The following is a 19,130-nucleotide window of genomic DNA, read 5'->3' on the forward strand; positions in this document are numbered from 1 at the left end:
AAAATAGATGGAGGATGCCTAGATTTTAACATAAAGTGTGGCATCAATACTGGCCAGGTTCAAATAGGCCGTGTCTGATCAATTTACAACCATGGGCACCAATGTTAATATGGCTAGCGGGCTACAGGAATTTGCCAAAGGTGATCAGATAATCATTTCAAACACTACAATGGAAATGATTAGTTCGAAAGGTTTTGATCTTAAGAGAATTTCTGTTGGTTCGAACAATCCATTAAATCACTTGAAAACATTGATTGCTGTTATGAAATCTTATTTTGAGTTAGAAAAAAAGAGGTCAATAGTTTTGTGGGGCTTTTTTTTGGAATAAATATCAACTATATATCGTAAAATAACAAAAGTATTTTTATTTGCAAGTGAACTATATCATCAACTAATAATACAGATCAAAATGATAGAAAAAGAAAGTTTAGGTTTAAAAGGAAAGGGTATAAACGAGGTTTTTCTTAGCGAAAACAGAGATGAATTTGATAGCACTGTTAATGGTTATTATAGACTGATTGGTGGTGAGAATGGCAGTTACAACAAGGAAACAAGTAGGAGGCTACGGGCATTTGGTGAAGAATTGTTCAAAAAGAGATCATATGAGAAATTTACAGCCTTTAAGGCAGATCATGATGATATGATAATAGGTAATCATTTAAGATTATTTTCATTTTGTGAACATCATTTGCTTCCTTTTTTTGGTGAAGTTGCCATCGGATATATTCCAAATAACAAAATATTCGGCCTCTCAAAGTTCCAGCGACTAGTGGACAAAGTTTCCTCTAGACCTCAGCTTCAAGAGAGACTCACGTACCAAATTCTTGAGGAAATCAAAAATAGACTTGAACCTAAAGGTGTAGGCGTGGTTATAAAGGCTATTCATACTTGCGTTTTTGCAAGGGGTACTCAATCGAGTTCAGCAGAATTTACAACCTCTGCAGTTGATGGAATTTTTAAGGAAAATCACAATACAAAGCAAGAGTTCTTTTCTATAATAAATTCTGATGGAAGACTAAGACTGTAATATTCTTATTTATTAAGAGGGTAAAGTTGATCTAAATTCTTTTTGTGCACCCCGAGTCGTTAACCTATTAACCTGTGCAACATTAATCATGATACAGCATCACAATCCATTTTTGTAATTTCTTGGTGCATATATCATTTGGACACTACATGCATGTCTACGATATATTTTAATTAGATAGATGAGCGAGGAAACCTAAATTGATGTCTGCGGCCAACGATGCGAATATAGAGTATATTGATTGGAATAATGCTTTTGAAATATTAGATAAGGCTTTTAAACTTGGTATTTTTGTCCTAATAATTGGTCCAAAAGGGACTGGCAAAACCACACTCGTTAGAAAATTCGCTAAGCAGGTAAATAAGGAACTATCATCCGTAAATTTTAGCCTCAGGACCAGAGAATCACACTTAATTGGAACTCACACTATTGATAACGGTCAGATAAATTTTGTAAATGGAGTTCTGGTTCACTCGATGACACAAGGAAATTTGTTATACCTAGATGAGCTTAATGCGGCCGAACCGGATGTGCTCCTTCGACTTGATGAAGCTTTGGATGATAGAAGGCAGATTGTTTTGAAAGAATTTCATGGACAGACTATAAAGGCAACGGACAACTGGTTTGTAATTGGAACCATCAACCCATTGTCGCACGTTGGAACAAAAGAGCTCCCACCACAGATTCTAAGCAGATTCCCAATTAGAATAATGCTAGACTATCCTCCTGAAGATACTGAAATGGATATTATCAAAAAGCATGTTAAAGTAGATAATCAGAACGATGAAGATAATATTAAAAGTGCTATAAAATTAGCTCACAATCTACGGAAGGCAGCTTCTCTTGAAGAAATTTTTTATAGCCCTAGTTTGAGGGAAACGATCGCATATTCGAAATTGGTAACGAACAACACAAATGCAAAAGAAGCAGCTGAATTTGTATTTGCAAACGTTTATCATCAATGGGGCGAAATTGAGTACCGAAAAGTAATGGATATAATAGCATCCATATTCATTTAGTTCATGTTGGCAGAGTATGTCTATTTTTTGGAATATAAAAGACAATGGCAAGGACAATGATCCAAAACGTGATGAAACTCATGATGATGAAATAAAGAACAAGCATTACAAGAAAAGGTCCGAATCGTTTTTAAGATTTGATGACCTCGATCTTGAAAATATCCACATTAGAAATGATGTATTGCTTGAGATTGCCACATTCTTATCTAGACGATGGTCAGACAGTAATGAATCAACCATTCATATTTCAAGAGAAGGTAAAATCTCAACTAATCTGGACAAAAATAGAATTGTCCTTCCGGGATTAGATTATTTCTATGGTAACATTTTTCAAAAGTATAGGCAATGGCGCACATTACTATGGTATGAATCAGTCAGATTAAAGTATTCATTTAAGATTTTTGATACCGACGTCGTCTTTGGATTTGTGTTTAACATTTTAGAGACAAAACGGATAGAAATATTGGGATTGGAAGAATGGAAAGGCATGATAAAAGAAATTATATATTACGAGGGATTGTCTTGGCACAACAAACCACTACTAAATTCACTTCATGGGAAGAATAAAGTGTTAGAAGCATTTTCTCAGTTCTTTCTAACAGGCTATATAAAGGGTGAACTATACGGTGGCGAAAACGAAAGGGTAATAAGTGCATCAAACTATGCACACGACATTCTAAGAGACTATATCAAGAAATTCAAGATTAATAATAAAACTTTTGACCCGATAAAGGATCAAAAGTGGCTAGAATATGAAACAAGACAGATAATTAAGATACTTCAGGTTGATTCACTAATGTCAGTTCCACCCATCCCGATTGTTATGCCAAAGAGCAAAGTGGGGCTTTCTATGAAGCAGGAGGAAGTTTTATCACAAATTGAAAAGCTTGTGAGGTTAAAAACTAAAGAGTTAGAAATAGAGAAACTAAAAAAAGAAATTGTCCAAGGCGATGATATCAATGAAGAGTTTAGAATAATAGTTAATGAGAGCAAAAAAAATGATAATAAAGGTTTTGAATCAACTGAAAACCTTTCCATTGCAATACCAGACAACTTGGGGGTTGATGAAACCGCCATTTACGATTTTGATCTAATTAATAAGGTGAAAACGGCTCTCAAGGAATGGAGAAGCGGATGGAAAGAAAAATATGATTTTAGTGGAGACGAAATAGAAATTGAAAATTACATTGAAAAGCAGTCAAAAATTTTTATCAGTGATAAGAAAATTGCAATAAATGTAAAGATATCAGTGCTTTTGGATCTTTCAAGCAGTATCGAGGACAATGAAATAGAGTACAAAAAAGCCACAGTAGCGTTGTGTGAAGGATTAGAATATCTAGGAATTAAGTTTTCCATATATGCTTTTAATACTGAATCTAGAATGGTTAAATGTTGGGTCATTAAACCCCCAACGGCAAGATGGGGATCCATATATGCAAGAAGACTAATGCAAGTAAAACCAATAGGAGGAACACCTTTGGCAGAAATCTACAAGATACTTGAGCCAAGCATCAGCGCCTTCAAACCAGATATTTTCGTAACCCTTACAGACGGCGAACCCGCTGATATGGATGCGGTACGTTCGATAGTTTTGTCATACAAAAGAAGCGGTGTGGAAATGATTGCCATCGGTCTGGGCTCGGATTTAGGAGATGCGATAGGAATTGGACATAATTTGAAATACCTTAACTATCAAAGAATTCTAACTTTATCAAAAAAGAGGTTGCAGGATTTACCAAAAAAAGTATTAGGACTTTTAACTACAGAATGATGCAATCCCACGTTAGTGCACCAAAATAACAGTTAACAAATTAGAATGCAAGATCAGGGTTTTCTTTTTCTAGTTTTTTCCAATCCGACAGGAATGAATCTAGACCTTTATCTGTCAATGGATGACGTATCATCTTGTCTAAGATGTCTGGCGGAAGTGTAACGACGTCTGCCCCCATTTTTGCCGCTTCGATCACGTGTAATGGATGACGGACGCTAGCCACCAATAGCTGGGTCGAGATATCGTAGCTGGCAAATATTTGAACAATTTCACTTATCAGATTCAGACCCTCGGATCCAATGTCATCTAATCGACCAATAAATGGACTTACATAAGTAGCTCCGGCTTTTGCAGCCAATAACGCTTGATTTGCAGAAAAAATTAGCGTCACATTAGTTTTTATGCCTTTTTTGGTGAGCGCATGCACAACTTTTAGACCATCCATGGTCATAGGAATTTTTACGACTACATTTTCCCCATACTTTGCTAATTTCAACGACTCTTCCATCATCTTAACAAAGTCAATAGCAACTACCTCAAGACTAACGGGCCCCTTCATAATTTCTACGATTTTTTTCATGGTCTTAATCGGGTTGCCTTTTTCTTTTGAAAGCAATGTTGGGTTAGTAGTGATACCATCTACTACCCCTAATTCATTGTATTTTTCTATAGATTCAACATTGGCAGTGTCAAGGAAGATTTTCATTTTGTTTCACCCTTTTTTAGAGCAACCACATTCTTTACTATTTCCCTTGGAGATAAGCCATATTTATCTAAAAGTGAATCGATTTCCTCATCTCTTGCGGATTCACCATACCTGTCTCTAATGCCAATTTTTCTTACAAAAGTAGGGCATATTTCAGAGGTCACTTCTGAAATTGCAGAACCCAGTCCCCCTACTATATTATGTTCTTCTATGGAAGCCAATGAGCCCGTTTCCTTCGTACATTTATAAATCAATTCAGAGTCTATCGGCTTGATAGAGTAACATATCTACAACCCTACAAGAAATATTATGATCCTTTTTCAAGATTTCGCTTGCCCTCAGTGATGCTGAGACCATAGTTCCACAGGAAAATAAACTGATATCATTGCCATCTTTTATTATGGTTCCCTTTCCAATTTCAAAGTTGGATTCTTCAGAATAAATTTCCTCAGTTGAAGGCCTAGCTAACCTTACATAAAATGGACCCGGTATATTCACTATTTTTTCCAAAAGTTTTTTGACTGAAATCGCATCGGCAGGTACCAAGACCCGCATATTTGGTAAAGATCTCATAATAGAGATATCCTCTATTTGTTGGTGAGACGCGCCATCAGGTCCCACAGATAATCCTGCATGAGATACTACGATTTTCACATCCAGGTTGGGATAGCAAATCGCATTTCTAATTTGATCTAAACACCTGCCTGGAATAAAAGCAGCATAAGTACTCGCGAAAGATACTTTACCCGCTATAGAAAGGCCAGCTGCGATAGAAACTAAATTAGCTTCGGCTATTCCAACATTGAAGAGTCTATCAGGAAATTTTTCACCGAATTTTTTTGTTTTAAGTGAATCAGTAGTATCACCCCCTATGCATACTATGTTAGGATACTTTTTACCTAAATTTACAAGGCTATCTCCGTATGCGGATCGCATATCAGAAAATTTAATATCACTAGTAGTCAAATGGGTCAATTCATAGTTCACCATTATACATTATATCTTTTCTTTCAATATCAAACATTTTTGAACCCTCGTCATTAGTGTTCAATTATTTCGATAAATTAAATTGTTCTATTATGTTCCTACGACCCTTAATCCAATCTTCTTCAAGATTTAATGCCCGGGAATGATCGAGCAAATTCTTTTCCAGGTAGGAATCGAGTAAAAACCTAGTTTCCCTAATTCTCTTGTCAACATCGCTGTAACCAAATATTGCATTTCCCATTACAAATATTCTACAACCAGCATCAAAGCACTCAGTTATCGTCGACAAATCTATTCCACCATCGGCCTCAAAATAGCCCTTAAATCCCCGCTCCCTTAGTAAAGGGATAGCCTTTTTCATTTTAGGTAAAACTTCCGGAATGAATTTTTGACCAGCAAAACCAGGATTTACAGACATTATTATAATTACATCAAGATTATCAAGGTAGGAGAAAATCCATTCGGGAATTTCGGTGCCAGGATTTATGGCTAGGCCAGGGCTAACACCACTTGATACTAGTTTAGAAATGATCCTCTCAAATTCTTGTTCGTTACTACAAGCCTCTGCATGAACAGTTATAACATCACATCCGGCATCGATATACCGATCCAAGACTAAATCAGGTTTTTCGATCATCAGATGAGCATCAAATGGCAATCTGGTCCCATCACGTAATTTCTTGATAGTATCAAAGAAGAAGGTCGAGTTTGGCACAAATATTCCATCCATCACATCTAAATGTATCATATCTGCACCATATCGCTCGGCTGTTGCAATTTTCTGTTTCAAACTTTCCTCACTGGTTCCGTCAGCTCCTGCTATAATAGAAGGAGAAATCATATAATCCCCTTCCAGTTCCCTTATTAACAACGGTAAGTGTTTCTTTGAAGGGGCCTTCCCATGCCACTGAGGATTGTTAGCCATATGTTTTATCCCGTTCCCTTTCACCGTATTTGCTATTATTATTTTGGGCTTATCGACAGGCCTTTTTAAAAGCTCAGGAATCAGCTGTTCAATCTTATGACCATTAATTTCAACCACTTCCCAGTTAAAGGAAAGCCATTTTTCTTTGATAGGGTCAATTGGCATAATCTCTTCGGTAAATCCATCTTGCTGAATCTTATTTCTATCCAATATGGCAATAAGGTTATTAAGTTTGAATTTAGCAGCAGCCATTGACGCTTCCCATATCTGACCTTCGTTAGTCTCGCCATCACCCAGGAGACAGTACACCATATTGTCTCGCTTGTCAAGCTTATTAGATAGGCATATACCAATTGAGACAGAAAGACCTATACCTTCAGACCCCCCAGAATATTCAATTCCCGGCACACTGTGATGCTTTTGCATTTCGCTATATCTTACAGGATGGCCTTGTAAACGTGAATTCAATTTTCGTAAAGTCTTGATTTCTTCCTTTGGGAAAGATCCAGCTAGGGATAAAGTAGCATAATATCCAGGTGCCGAATGAGCCTTTGAATTGATGAAATAGTCTCGATTAGGATTAGAGGGATGTTTAATATCATTATTCATTATCTGAAAATAAAGACAGCCCATAATCTCTGCAGCTGAAAAAGATGCTCCAGGATGTCCAGATCCTGCTTCTGCGATGCCAGTTAAGGCTATATACGTAATTCTTTAAGTTTTTCCTTTAATTTCAAATACCTATTTATCTTGTACATATTATCATCAAACTCTTCATCCTTGGCATGCCCACCACTCCATTTCAAACATCTCCGTATAATAGTTTTCAAATGTCAAATAAATAAAAAGGTAGCTTCGTATAGAAAACGATTTTACATTTGTGTTCCAATACTAGACAAAATCGATTCCATATCTCTCTTCGTAAGCCCTATTCCCATTTTGGCATCTCTACGATCCTTTATTGTATTTTTAGAGAAAGCGATTAAGGTCGGTACTGCGTTGATACCATATTTATCCCACAATGGGTTTTCATCCTCGTTTATTTTTACAGTACCAAAAAGAATATTATTATCGCTCAAGGTTTTAACTGAATTTTCAAATATAGGTATGAAACTTTTACAATAATAGCACCAATCAGCATAAAACAAAATTAAGGAATTTTCACCACTCGTGGCAGAGTCAAGTTCGGCCTGGTTAAAGTCTTTCATATTGTAATTTTGTAGATGTATGGTAAAAAATATTTGCAAAAATGACCTGGGTAGTTGTCTTTCTAATTACGGTTGGTTGTTTGGCTGATTCAGAGTAGCTGATTATCTTTTGATATACTAAAAAATTTTGCACCAGAAAATCACAATCATCTACTAAAAAAGAGAAATGTTTACGCCATTATTGCAATATTTGCCATTCTCATTTTATGCCAATTGATTAAAGTAAAAGATTGGAAATGTACTGGATTAGATGGATAGCTTAAAAAACGCAACATATCATCCAAATACCTTTTATCTTTTTCTTGTTTGCTATCTTATTGGTTTACCGAAATCATCGTTATCTAGTGCGCCTTTGAAAACTTTATTATAACATGCTTCTGCATTATCGACCGAGAAAGATCCATTATGGTTGGCAGCTCTTGTAACACAATTAAAATACCTAGTTAAAGCGTCAGCTGGTTCAACGACCATTAATTGTGCCAATATCAATACCGAGAAAACAATACATGATATTTTTAATGCAGTTTTTAAATTTTGGTTCATGATCATTGCAGATTATTCGCCTCCGAATTTGATATCTTCATCACTATTATCATCCAGTGGTGCGCTTCCCAAAAGAATTTCATCATAACAACTTTTTACTTCATGTTTGGTTGGTTCCTTTTCAAAGTATGAATCTTCGTCATCCCCTTTGCTTGAATCTATTTTTTCATCAATGCAGTCATAAAATTGTGGTAATCCGCTATCTAAGGTTTGGTTTCCACTATTAATTTCTATCAAGTCCACGGCCTGAGAGTACGCCTTCTCTGTATGCAGCGGGGTTCCTAGGATACTTGAAATGGTAATCATAAGAGCTGAAAATACTAACGAATTTATCCAGAGATATTTCATCCTACAAAAAGTTAGAAATAAATTATTTAACCCATTCTACAAAATACTCCAAATGAATCCTCAAGAACAAAGTATGTTCAGTAATTCAAATGCCACTCAAACTTTAACCAAGAGACTCAAATACCATTAGTTGTGTTGATTTTATGACTGGTTTACTCGAATATCAAAATATAACAACTATTTTCAGTTTTTTCAAGTCACACTGTAATAAGTAAACCGGAGAAATATCTTCACAATTTGAGAATCAGAAATATTTGACTATGGAAATAAGGTAATTGTTTTCATCATCATAAAGAATTTTTGAAAAGATAGGAGACCTTTTGTGTGAAAACCTTTTACAAATTAATAAATCCTTTAATATTAAATTTCGACTGATCAATGCAGGTCTTGTACTTCGTTATTTGTCATGATTAAGATAAGGTGAGATCATCAAGTTATCGCACGAGATCCCTTTTGGTTGATAGAATATTTTAAAATCAAATAGATATTGTGAATTCATAATATAACGAATTAAATCAAATTTTCAACCTAATCTTCTAGAAATGAAACACGCATGAGGTATAGAATATAAATATAATCATGATTATAGTCTCATATTGATTTTTTTGTCCAAAATGAAATATTTCTGGTTGATTATGATAGTTTTTACAAGTTTGGCAGTTATTCATTCTCCTCAAGCATTTGGTCAAAGTCAAAGCTTAGAACAACATCTAGGTTTGTTTGGCAATGGGAATAACTCATTGTTAAATGATATATTCAATAAAGTAAAAGATTCTGTGGTTCAAATAAGTACAGAATATCAACCTATAGATCCTTCTAATAGATCTTACGATTCGACGGGTAATAGTCCATACGCAATGAAGTTTGGTTCCGGATTTGTTTACGACAAATCGGGCACCATAATAACAAACTATCATGTTGTAAGCTCGGCAACTAACATAATTGTTACTTTCAACGATGGTAACAGCTATACTGCTAAAGTGGTTGGTGTAGATCCTTATGGAGATATATCTATATTGAAACTGGATAATCCGGTGGACGAAAAATTGATTCCAGTAACGTTATCAAACTCTTCTTCCTTAAAAGTTGGCGATCCGGTGTTGGCTATTGGTAACCCATATGGGCTCGATAATACTCTAACATTTGGTATTGTTAGTCAAATCGGTAGATTATTGCCAAACTCAGACTTGGGTTACTCAATTCCCAATGTAATTCAGACAGATGCTGCTATTAATCCCGGCAATTCAGGAGGACCCCTGATAGACCTTGATGGTAAAGTTGTAGGCATGAATACTGCGATATTTTCAAATACAGGAACTTACACGGGAGTGGGATTTGCAATTCCTTCAAACGATATCATTAGAATAATACCTCCTTTAATAAAAACAGGTACTTACCAGCATCCCTGGTTAGGCATATCAGGATCAAAGTTATCACCCACTTTAGCTGAAATGTTTGGATTACCTCTTAATTACAAAGGTGTATTAATTGAGGATGTTGTGCAAGATGGACCTGCGGACAAAGCAGGTTTGAAAGGAATGTTAATTCAAGGAAACAGATTTGGTGAACAACAAATACTAGATAAGGATATTATAATTGCAATAGACAGTAATCCTGTTTCAAGAATTGACGATATAATTTCCTATTTAGACATTAACAAGAAGGTAGGAGACAAAGTGGATTTGACCGTTAACCGTAATGGACAAACAATAAACCTTGTCGCGACTTTAGAGGCCAGACCGAATTTGCCTTTGCAAGAGATTCAATCACAATCGGAACCCAATTATGACAACCCCCAACCCTATACCCCGTTCCCAAATTTCAAACTACCACCACTTCCAGAATTTAAACTCCCAGATTTACCTAATTTTAACATCCCTGGATTATGATATAATAGATAAATAACTACTTTAACTTTGAGCTTACATACTAATCATCTTGTTTGGGAACGACCTGATCAAAATTAAATAATTTAAGGATGGATTTTCTGTATGTGAAGTGCATACGTTAGATGGAAGGTAGTTTAGGTTTAGATTTAGATTTATAAACCTTCATTTCTTTCATTTACAATGGATATATGTCTGTGCAAAAAGTGGCTTCAACCCCTCTTGTCAAAATAAACAATGTCAGTTACAGAAACGGCTCCGAAGTTATTTTAGATAATATATCCTTTGAAATAGATAGAGGAGATTTCTTAGGTATTATTGGACCAAATGGAGCAGGTAAAACTACTCTATTTAAATGTCTGTTAGGGTTGAACAAAGAGTATACTGGCAATATAAGATTATTTGATAAAGATATAAGAAATCATGCAAAAGAGATTTATAAAAAGATTGGATACATCCCTCAGTCAAACAGTTTTGATCCCAGGTTTCCTGCTACAGTAAACGAAATAATACAATTAGGTTCTGTCGGGGGGAATTCTTTTGATGAAAAAAAAGTTAAAGAATTGATAGAATTGACAGGTATAACGGAATATCTTAATAAAAGAATAGGCGATCTGTCGGGGGGACAACAACAAAGGGTCATGATAACTAAAGCACTTATCCACGATCCAGAATTACTAATATTAGACGAACCCGATACAGCTATAGATGCAGCTGTATTGAAATTATTTTACAAACTTTTGACAAAACTGAACAAGGAAAGAAAAATTACCATTATTTGGTCTTCACATGATCTAGATGCGGTGAGTTTGCTTTCTAATAAAGTGGCTTGTCTTTATCGGAAACTTTTTTTTCATGGGATTTCAGAAGACTTTTTTAGTAATGAAAGCAACCTCAAGACATTTGCAGAATCATCAATGCACATCCACATAAAAAGCCATTCTCACTAATCATTTCATTCTTAGCTTTACTTTTTTTGGAATGACATTTTGAGGACAAAGGAAGAAGGAAAAAGGGACAAGACGTAACTTGTCTGCATAGTGGCTTTCACGCAAGTAGTTTTTTAAAACTTTTATTTACTTTATTTGAAAGTAACATAGAATTTAATCAGATTCATAACCATGATAAAGAAAAAGTACATCGTTAGTTTTTGCGATCAGGAATTACCGATTTGCATTGAAAAGCTTTATAATAATCAAGGAATTCAATAAATTGATATTTTAAGACGAGCTGAAACAATTAAGTCAATAATCAGAATTTTTCATAATTAATAGAAGAATAATTAGTCTTTTTAATTGATGCTCATAAAACGGTATTTGTTCGTCAGGCTGAAGATGATAACACCGCTGGCTAATTCTGTCTAGGGACCATGATAAAAGACATAATAACAATTTTACATTTATCATATAAGGATTTACAATAGAATTGAAAGAGAACGAAGCGTATGAGAATAAACCAAGCAAGACGAGAAGCATCACATTTAGGCTCGAAAGCTCAGTTATAGAAGAATTACAATTTGAAGCTGATTACAGGGAAACATCTTTGAATGTACTTATTAATCAGATTCTACGGAGATACTCCAACTGGGAGAGATACGAGAATAAAATTGGAATGATTCCAATACCCAAGATAATACTGTCAAGTGTGATGGATCATGTAATCAGAACAGGTTCTGAAAATGGAATTGAAGATATCTTAAAATTTAAGGAGTCATTAGTAAAAGAACTTTCACAAATAGCCTTCAACTTTTTAAAGGATTCTGTGCTCCTCATAAAGAAAAATTATAATCTCTTTTCGGTCTTAGAGGTACTCGAACAGTATATGAAGGTAATAGGAATAAATTCAGATCACAGAATCGAAGAAGATGGAAAACACGTTTACGTTATACAGCATAAATTAGGAGAAATGTGGTCTCTTTTTATCAAGGAATTCCTCATACTTATATTCGAAAATTTGGGTAAAGTTAAGGTGGATATATCAAGTACGCCTAACACAACCGTGGCGAAGGTATTCCTTAATTCCTGATACATTGTTGTAGAAATAATGATATTATTTACATTCCTCCAATCAATGCAAAGACATCATACCAGTAAAAATTTCTATTAATAGCAATTTATGGACTCGCACTGCAGCCATATTCCTCCCTCCCCCTCATTGACATATGACTGTTTCAAATCATTAGAAAGACAATTCAAAACCATATAGTAGGAGGTCAACTGAGATTATTATCCTTTCATGACCATTGCTGATCTTTTATCAAAGATATTAGGAGCAAAAAATTTTGGATTATTAGATACTCGTTAGTTATGTTAGGCGCTGTTAACTTAGGCGTTTGGCACCTCCTTGTTGTGTATTTTTACAAATAGATTCAACCAGTTTTTGACATGGTCTAGTTTACACTTCTCTTTACTACATGGAAAGTAATCGTCAAATCCTTCAGTTCGATCCTTGATGTACTGCATAGTTCTTTCAATCAGACTTTTCTCAAACGAAGAATTGATATGGTGTTTTAGTTTTAGGAATCTACAAGCCATTGGGTACCAGGTTCCACCGTCTGTTGATACGACATGTTTTCCGTGAATCTTGATCAGACCTGAAATAAATCTCTCTGCGATAAGCATGTTCCTCTCCTTGGATTTATTAGCTAAGAAAGAGTGCGAGAATTTGCCTATTTTCTGGTTCGATTGCTGCCCATAACCAGGAGTATTCTGAGCCGACTTTTATTAATGTCTCATCAATGAGGTATTCTGATATTTTTGTTCTTCTTGTTGAAACCTTTCGAGGTTTATACCTTTGAATCCAATTCCAAATTGCAACGTGACTTCTATTGATAATATGTAAAAAGGACAATGCCTTGGCAGTATTTCTAAGCGATAAGCCTAGAAAGTACAAATACAGACCATAGTAAATATGCTCTGAAGATGTTCTCTTTCTTTTACTTAACATAACAGAAATAGAGCGTCTTTAAGCTAAAGATTTATCGTTAAGTTAACAGGGCCTTATGTTATGACATTTTGATTTTTATAGGATAAGATTTTAAAAAAATCATTGGTTTGGAGGGCGTACTACCTTATCAAGAAAGACAACTATCTAAAAATTTCTACACTATTAATTTGTATATTTTCAGTTTTTGCAATAATACTAAACATTGAAGGAAGTAATTGTATTGTTCAAATCAATTCTTCACCCATATTTAGCAATAGTTCTAACGAAAATAAAGAAGTTGGTAATAATAGTAATTTCATAAATCAAGGAGCAGAGGTGAAGCAGCAACAGCAACGAGGAGATGAGCAGCTGCAGCAAAAGGATGCCAATAGCCAGTCTCAAGAGGCGTTGATGCAGCAGTCCTATGAACTCCGAAAATATTGCTTTTTAGTGACAAATTTGTACGTATACTCCCTATTTGGAATCATAATAGGTTTCATAATACTTGTACTTTGGTATATAAGATACAAAAAAATTTGGTCTTGGAAGAAAAATGGCCCCATTAACTAACCGATTTGAAATTTAAGAATTTCAGCTATTTGCATAGATTTTTAAATAAATGGGAACTAATTTCACACAAAGATTGTCTCGCGCAGATTCTATTCTAAAATTGGTTAAAACCTCTTATGCTACATCACCCACGTTTAAGCAGGCCACTTTTTTCGGAGTGCCACATAACTACAAGGATATAAAGACGCTAAGAGATTTTTTAGAAATCAATTACAAGTATCAACCAGTTAAGAATCAATTAAGACAGAACCTCATTGCTAAAATCAAGAATAATGAAAATCCATTCGTAGGGATTATTGGGTTTGATAATACAGTTATCCCAGCCATAAAGAGAGCACTCTTGGCGGGACATGACATTTTGCTTGTAGGCCACATTGGCCAAGGAAAAACCAAACTTGCTGAACTAATTTCAGAGAACCTTTTGTCACCTATTCCCATAGTGGAAGGAACTTTAACAAATGATATTCCAACCGAAATGCCCTATACCCATCTTGTCGATTTGTTAAACGGAAATGCAGTTGATAAGATGCTTCCAGAATTTTATGTTTCAAAGGACTGCGAGGAAATAATCAAGAATAATGGTTTAGACACCAAAATAAAATGGTTAGACGGTAAACAAAGGTACAGATACATACTGGCAACCCCAGACATCTCTGTTAAGGATCTAGTGGGTCAGATTGATGTTGTTAAAATCATAAAAAAAGGTATTGAAGTTTTTGATATAGATTCATATTCTCCTGGATATTTACTTCAAGCCAGATATGGGATTTTATGTCTTGACGAGTTACCAGTTCTAGATCCCCGGAAACAAGTAACGTTGCTTAGCGTGCTACAGGAGGGAAGATTTACCACAGGCGCTTACCCAGTATTTTTCAAGCCGGATGTAAAAATCATTGCTACTGCAAATCCCATAGATTATACGCATTCTGGAAAGATAATAGAACCATTAGCAGATCGTTTAAAGAGCCATATCGAGACACACTATCCCAATTCAATTGATGATGAAACCTTAATTTTGGTACAGGAAATGGACATGTTAAATAGAGATCAAACATTTTTGCCAATCTTCATGCTAAAAACAATCACCAGGATTTTCCAAAAGATTAGAAACCATCCCGATATCAATAGCGACAGAGGAGTGAGTGTACGGTCAACCATTCATTCCCTTGAAGCAGTCATCGGTGAGGTAGAGAGGGCTAGGTCTCTGGTAAATAACGTCAAAACAATACCAAGATTCTCAGATCTGCAATGTATATTCCAATCTTCAAAGTTTGAACTAGATGAAATAGAAGATACGACAGAAAATAAGACACTATTTCTAAATAATGTAATCAATGAAGTCATTCAAGAGATATGTTTGCATTTTTTTAATGAATTTTTCAACCCCCAAGAACTAGTATCCATTAAGAATGAGTTTAGAAACAAATCATTTATTGTAGTTCAAAATCAATATCAACACGCAACAGCAGCCCAATTTGTATATGGGGAAAAAGGAACGAATTTGGAAAAAGAAAAAATGACTACTTCGTACTTATATAGGGATCAGTTGAGACATCTTCCAGTGATATTTAAGACATTAAAAGGCGTAATTGCTAAAATAAGACAAGAACAAGATCACTTTGTTCAAAAGGCCCGTCAAAACGAGATTAGCAAGAATCTTCAATATATCCAGTTTGGAGATGCATGGAATGACACGGAAAACAATAACGAAGAACTTTTAGCAGCATCATCGGAGTTACTCTTTGAATATTTAAGGTTTAGTTCCCCACCAATTCTGGATAAGAGGGAAGATAAGTTCGAGACTAGAGAATAAACAAATTGAAAGGATCAGAAGACAAGCTCAATAGTAACAGAATTCGTACTGATAATAGTAACAACAATACAAAGGTTAGTGACCAAAGTAATAGATACAAAGATCAAATGGGTCAAAACAATGCAGTCGTGCATGAGAAAAGAATTATCTATTTTTCAAGGCCCTTTGTAAATTATGACGACGGGGATGATGAGGACAATAACAGAGCAAAAAAAAATTTAGGAAACCGCCAGAATCATAATTCCCAACAAGAACAACAGCAATCCTCTTCTGACCAGGAAAGAATTCGAGCCAGAAACAACTTGTTGAGGCAGTTTTTTCCAGATATATTAAAAGCGATAGGCAACAAAGCCATTAAAGATAGTCCTCCCTCTCTTCAAGAACTGGAATCATATCTTCAAGATTATTTTGTTGAACTACAAAAGAGAAAGATTGCTGATGAAAATGCAAAGGTTCAAGACCATTTATCTAGGTCTAATAACCCCAATTCAACAAGTCAAGAATACGATAGCAGGGAGCGGGATAGAGCACATTATTTAAGAAAACAGGATGAATCAACTGGATCAGTCACCACCATCAGTCAGAGAAACTATAGATTAAATTTTAATTTTAATGAGCATACATTTTCAGATAACAATCTTCCAATTGTTACTGAATTGATTAAGAAAGGTTATCTAGTTGATTCAGATAAATGGTTAAACAAGAAAGGGTTTCTAAAAATAGGTCAACAGATACTTACGGAGATCATAAAGTCTTTAAAGACAGACAAAATAGGGATGCACGAAACAAAATTTGCAGGTTATGGAAGCATGGTCCAGGAAACATCCAAAAAGTATGAGTACGGAAATGATATATCCAACATCAATATCAACTCGACAATAAGGAATTTTGTAGAAAGATACTACGAGGATCATCGCCAGATTAATGATGACCTTCATAACAGAATTGAGTTTCCATTGGACATCTCATATGAAGATATAGAGATTTATGATAATCTAGAAGAAATTCAAGTAGCTACTGTTTATTGTATTGACTTGAGCTCAACAATGAAATATTCATCGATGTACAATGATCTTAGTAGGATAGAAGCTTCAAAGCGTGCATTGTGGAGTTTGTTTATATTAAACAAGAAATTTTTCCCTCTAGATTCTATCCATACGATCGGTTTTGGGTCCATAGCCTCACGAATTGATCCGATGGATATTCCTTTTTTAAAAACATTTGAACCTAATGCAGATTTTCTACACTATACCAACTATCAAGCAGCATATAGATATGCAAAAAGGATTTTGAAGAAAGATGGCGCTAAAAACAAAAGGATTGTAATGATAACAGACGGCCATCCCAGTGCATGTTTTATAGATAGCAAGAACGAGAAGGATAAGATAATGAAACAAAGACCATATTCACATTTTTATATTCCTGATAAGGATAGAATAGGCTCTCAGAATTCAGAGAATAATAGAATAAAATTTGATATTCATGATAAACAAACAGTCTACCTGTGCTATAGGTATAGGCAGATTGACCAGTATATCGGAGAACAGACAATTAAAGAAGCAAAGAAACTAAAAAAAGATGGTATAGATCTTGATACAATAATGGTTAGCGAGGAGGATACCCTACTTGACTTTGTAAACGAATTGGCTAAATCAGTTGACGGTAAATCGATATATATTAATCCTAAAGAAATTGACAGAGTTCTTATTAATGACTATTTATCAAACAAAAAGAAAATGATAAGAAAATAGATAGGATTGTTTACTTAGTTCTCTACAACCAGAGTAGTAAAGCAAAATCAAAAAAATAATCCCCTATATGGTATTTTTTAACTGTCTTTTGTTAATTACCGCCACCCTGCAAAAGTTCCAACATTTTTAAAATATCAACTGTTTCGTTCTTTTGTAAATCAGGCATCATAAAAGAGCTTGAGGAGTCATTTCCAAATGAACCGTTATTATAAAAACCAAAATCGGTGTCATTTTCCTCACCGCTACTATTACTACTACTAACAACACCACCAAATAAGGCTTCAAAAGGGTTAAAAATTGTGGTATCGTTAGATGCGGTGCCATTGTTACTTTCGTTTAAAAACACTTGGTTTAAAAAGGAGGTACCAGATTCATTGGATGGAAAAAAAGAGGATAATGGCAAGTTGCTAAATGAGGAAGAGAGGGAGGATGGTGACTCTAGAGAAGAGAACGGCGAATTTGACTGAGAAGGAGAAAGAGAGGATAGCATCGCAAATGGACCCAACAACTCCTTAAATTTTGAGAGGTTAAATTCACTATTTGAATTCTTTGAGAAATTAAGCATTTTGGCAAGGTCAGAAATTGAACTCTCATTATTTGGTAGAGAATTACCCATGTCAAAAGAGGGATGAGAAAAAGATCCTCCACTACAGAGATCTGATAGAAGTTGGATGCTGCAAATGGTTTGTAGATTAATAGGCGGGATTGATTTCATTATGGAAGACATGTTTAAAATATTTCCAGAAGAGGAATTTAAGAGATTTTCTAGCATATTTTCAGGTGAGTTATTTAGCTCTGACTTATTAAACAACCCTGAAGAATTATCTGTAAAATTGCTTAAATTCAAAGTAGACAATAACCCTTGCAACACAGGTACTTTATCTTTGAGCATTGCTAGTCCTGTCGAATTGGTAAGTACTTTTAGAGAGTCTATAAGATTGTCTGCATCAATCTTGAAAGAATAAATCATTTTGTTAGTTATTGGGAGAGAATTCTCATAGTCAGAAGTATTTACCTCGTAGCTTATTGAATATAGTTTATTGTCAACTATCATCCCATATTCAACATTGTCAATTGTTTCATTACCAGAATAACTTCTTGTTACCAATTTATAAGCTGGATGACCTGCTAACAATGAATCAGTTGAAGCTTCGACTATAGTAATATCTTGATCTTCTCCTTGTACAGCATCGGTACAATCTTCCAAATAGGCACTTATATTATCAGGAGAATAAAAAATAGGAGGATAAAAGGTTTGAACGTAAACATTAAACCATGAAATAAATGTCTCTGGAGATAATCCTGAATCATCAACATAAGCTGGGAAAAAGCTTATCTGTTTTACGGTATCATTAGAATTACTTTCGTCAATTAAGAAGCTAGAAGGGTATTTTAAAGAAACGCCAACCTCACTATTTTCATAGTTATTGAAAATTATGCTATTGTTGTTGTCAGAAACGGAATTTGCTAATGCTGCTATAGATTCTTGTGCAAAAACCAAATTCGAGTTATTACCATTATTACCGTTCAGCATATTCGTATTGAACATAGTGCCAAATAATGAAATCGCAAATGTCAAAACTAAAAGAGATGATGAAAAAATAATTACATTTTTACTCTTGTTCATCAAAGGGTATTGAATTAACACATA

The 19,130-nt window shown here is 34.8% G+C and carries 18 protein-coding genes and 1 pseudogene; 10 read left to right on the top strand and 9 right to left on the bottom strand.

The window, feature by feature from the left end; all coding sequences use genetic code 11:
* Positions 1-70 precede the first annotated feature (70 nt).
* From AAGU22_RS09550 to AAGU22_RS09565, 4 genes are all read left to right on the top strand, one after another.
* Complete coding sequence (locus AAGU22_RS09550; protein WP_458718885.1) at positions 71-328, top strand: hypothetical protein; 258 nt, start codon at positions 71-73, stop codon at positions 326-328.
* 81 nt (positions 329-409) lie between these two features.
* Complete coding sequence (gene folE, locus AAGU22_RS09555; protein ID WP_458718886.1) at positions 410-1,027, top strand: GTP cyclohydrolase I; 618 nt, start codon at positions 410-412, stop codon at positions 1,025-1,027.
* A gap of 203 nt (positions 1,028-1,230) precedes the next feature.
* Positions 1,231-2,046 carry an AAA family ATPase gene (locus tag AAGU22_RS09560; RefSeq protein ID WP_458721770.1) on the top strand — a complete coding sequence of 272 codons (816 nt, stop codon included), beginning with the start codon at positions 1,231-1,233 and terminating at the stop codon, positions 2,044-2,046.
* Between the two features lie 16 nt (positions 2,047-2,062).
* Positions 2,063-3,817, top strand: coding sequence for a vWA domain-containing protein (locus AAGU22_RS09565; RefSeq protein WP_458718887.1), 1,755 nt, complete (start codon positions 2,063-2,065; stop codon positions 3,815-3,817).
* A 40-nt stretch (positions 3,818-3,857) separates the two neighbouring features.
* Here AAGU22_RS09565 and fsa read toward each other — a convergent pair whose 3' ends face one another.
* The 6 genes and pseudogenes from fsa to AAGU22_RS09595 all read right to left on the bottom strand — a co-directional run bounded on the left by fsa (position 3,858) and on the right by AAGU22_RS09595 (position 8,534).
* Positions 3,858-4,523, bottom strand: a complete 666-nt coding sequence (gene fsa / locus AAGU22_RS09570; RefSeq protein ID WP_458718888.1) for a fructose-6-phosphate aldolase — start codon at positions 4,521-4,523, stop codon at positions 3,858-3,860.
* Positions 4,520-5,513, bottom strand: a pseudogene (locus tag AAGU22_RS09575) (transketolase family protein). Before AAGU22_RS09575 ends, fsa begins: the two are co-directional and overlap by 4 nt.
* Before the next feature lie 61 nt (positions 5,514-5,574).
* Positions 5,575-7,146: a ribulose-phosphate 3-epimerase gene (locus AAGU22_RS09580; RefSeq protein WP_458721771.1), complete on the bottom strand. Its 1,572-nt coding sequence runs from the start codon at positions 7,144-7,146 to the stop codon at positions 5,575-5,577.
* A gap of 161 nt (positions 7,147-7,307) precedes the next feature.
* Positions 7,308-7,643: a thioredoxin family protein gene (locus tag AAGU22_RS09585; RefSeq protein ID WP_458718889.1), complete on the bottom strand. Its 336-nt coding sequence runs from the start codon at positions 7,641-7,643 to the stop codon at positions 7,308-7,310.
* Positions 7,644-7,952: 309 nt separating this feature from the next.
* Entirely contained in the window at positions 7,953-8,192 is a 240-nt protein-coding gene (locus tag AAGU22_RS09590; protein WP_458718890.1) for a hypothetical protein, read from the bottom strand.
* 6 nt (positions 8,193-8,198) lie between these two features.
* Positions 8,199-8,534: a hypothetical protein gene (locus tag AAGU22_RS09595; RefSeq protein WP_458718891.1), complete on the bottom strand. Its 336-nt coding sequence runs from the start codon at positions 8,532-8,534 to the stop codon at positions 8,199-8,201.
* A 635-nt stretch (positions 8,535-9,169) separates the two neighbouring features.
* On the opposite strand from AAGU22_RS09595, the gene AAGU22_RS09600 reads away from it, so the two are divergent.
* The 3 genes from AAGU22_RS09600 to AAGU22_RS09610 all read left to right on the top strand — a co-directional run bounded on the left by AAGU22_RS09600 (position 9,170) and on the right by AAGU22_RS09610 (position 12,445).
* On the top strand, positions 9,170-10,423 hold the full coding sequence (locus tag AAGU22_RS09600) for a S1C family serine protease (RefSeq protein WP_458718892.1): 1,254 nt from the start codon (positions 9,170-9,172) through the stop codon (positions 10,421-10,423).
* Positions 10,424-10,611: 188 nt separating this feature from the next.
* The gene (locus tag AAGU22_RS09605; protein WP_458718893.1) at positions 10,612-11,370 is read left to right on the top strand and encodes a metal ABC transporter ATP-binding protein; all 759 of its coding nucleotides are present in this window, start codon (positions 10,612-10,614) and stop codon (positions 11,368-11,370) included.
* A 475-nt stretch (positions 11,371-11,845) separates the two neighbouring features.
* The gene (locus AAGU22_RS09610; RefSeq protein ID WP_458718894.1) at positions 11,846-12,445 is read left to right on the top strand and encodes a hypothetical protein; all 600 of its coding nucleotides are present in this window, start codon (positions 11,846-11,848) and stop codon (positions 12,443-12,445) included.
* 299 nt (positions 12,446-12,744) lie between these two features.
* Here the strand turns inward: AAGU22_RS09610 and AAGU22_RS09615 are convergent, their stop codons facing one another.
* Together AAGU22_RS09615 and AAGU22_RS09620 are read right to left on the bottom strand one after the other, a co-directional pair.
* Positions 12,745-13,041 (bottom strand): hypothetical protein, encoded by a 297-nt coding sequence (locus AAGU22_RS09615; RefSeq protein WP_458718895.1) that lies wholly within the window; start codon positions 13,039-13,041, stop codon positions 12,745-12,747.
* 19 nt (positions 13,042-13,060) lie between these two features.
* A complete protein-coding gene (locus AAGU22_RS09620; RefSeq protein WP_458718896.1) occupies positions 13,061-13,366 on the bottom strand; it encodes a hypothetical protein in 306 nt (101 codons plus the stop codon).
* 102 nt (positions 13,367-13,468) lie between these two features.
* On the opposite strand from AAGU22_RS09620, the gene AAGU22_RS09625 reads away from it, so the two are divergent.
* The 3 genes from AAGU22_RS09625 to AAGU22_RS09635 all read left to right on the top strand — a co-directional run bounded on the left by AAGU22_RS09625 (position 13,469) and on the right by AAGU22_RS09635 (position 17,479).
* On the top strand, positions 13,469-13,915 hold the full coding sequence (locus AAGU22_RS09625) for a hypothetical protein (protein ID WP_458718897.1): 447 nt from the start codon (positions 13,469-13,471) through the stop codon (positions 13,913-13,915).
* Positions 13,916-13,988: 73 nt separating this feature from the next.
* A complete protein-coding gene (locus AAGU22_RS09630; protein WP_458718898.1) occupies positions 13,989-15,728 on the top strand; it encodes an AAA family ATPase in 1,740 nt (579 codons plus the stop codon).
* Between the two features lie 5 nt (positions 15,729-15,733).
* Positions 15,734-17,479, top strand: a complete 1,746-nt coding sequence (locus tag AAGU22_RS09635; protein ID WP_458718899.1) for a vWA domain-containing protein — start codon at positions 15,734-15,736, stop codon at positions 17,477-17,479.
* Positions 17,480-17,570: 91 nt separating this feature from the next.
* Here the strand turns inward: AAGU22_RS09635 and AAGU22_RS09640 are convergent, their stop codons facing one another.
* A complete protein-coding gene (locus AAGU22_RS09640) occupies positions 17,571-19,106 on the bottom strand; it encodes a hypothetical protein (RefSeq protein WP_458718900.1) in 1,536 nt (511 codons plus the stop codon).
* Positions 19,107-19,130: the final 24 nt, after the last annotated feature.

Source organism: Candidatus Nitrosocosmicus sp. R, from assembly GCF_054408505.1.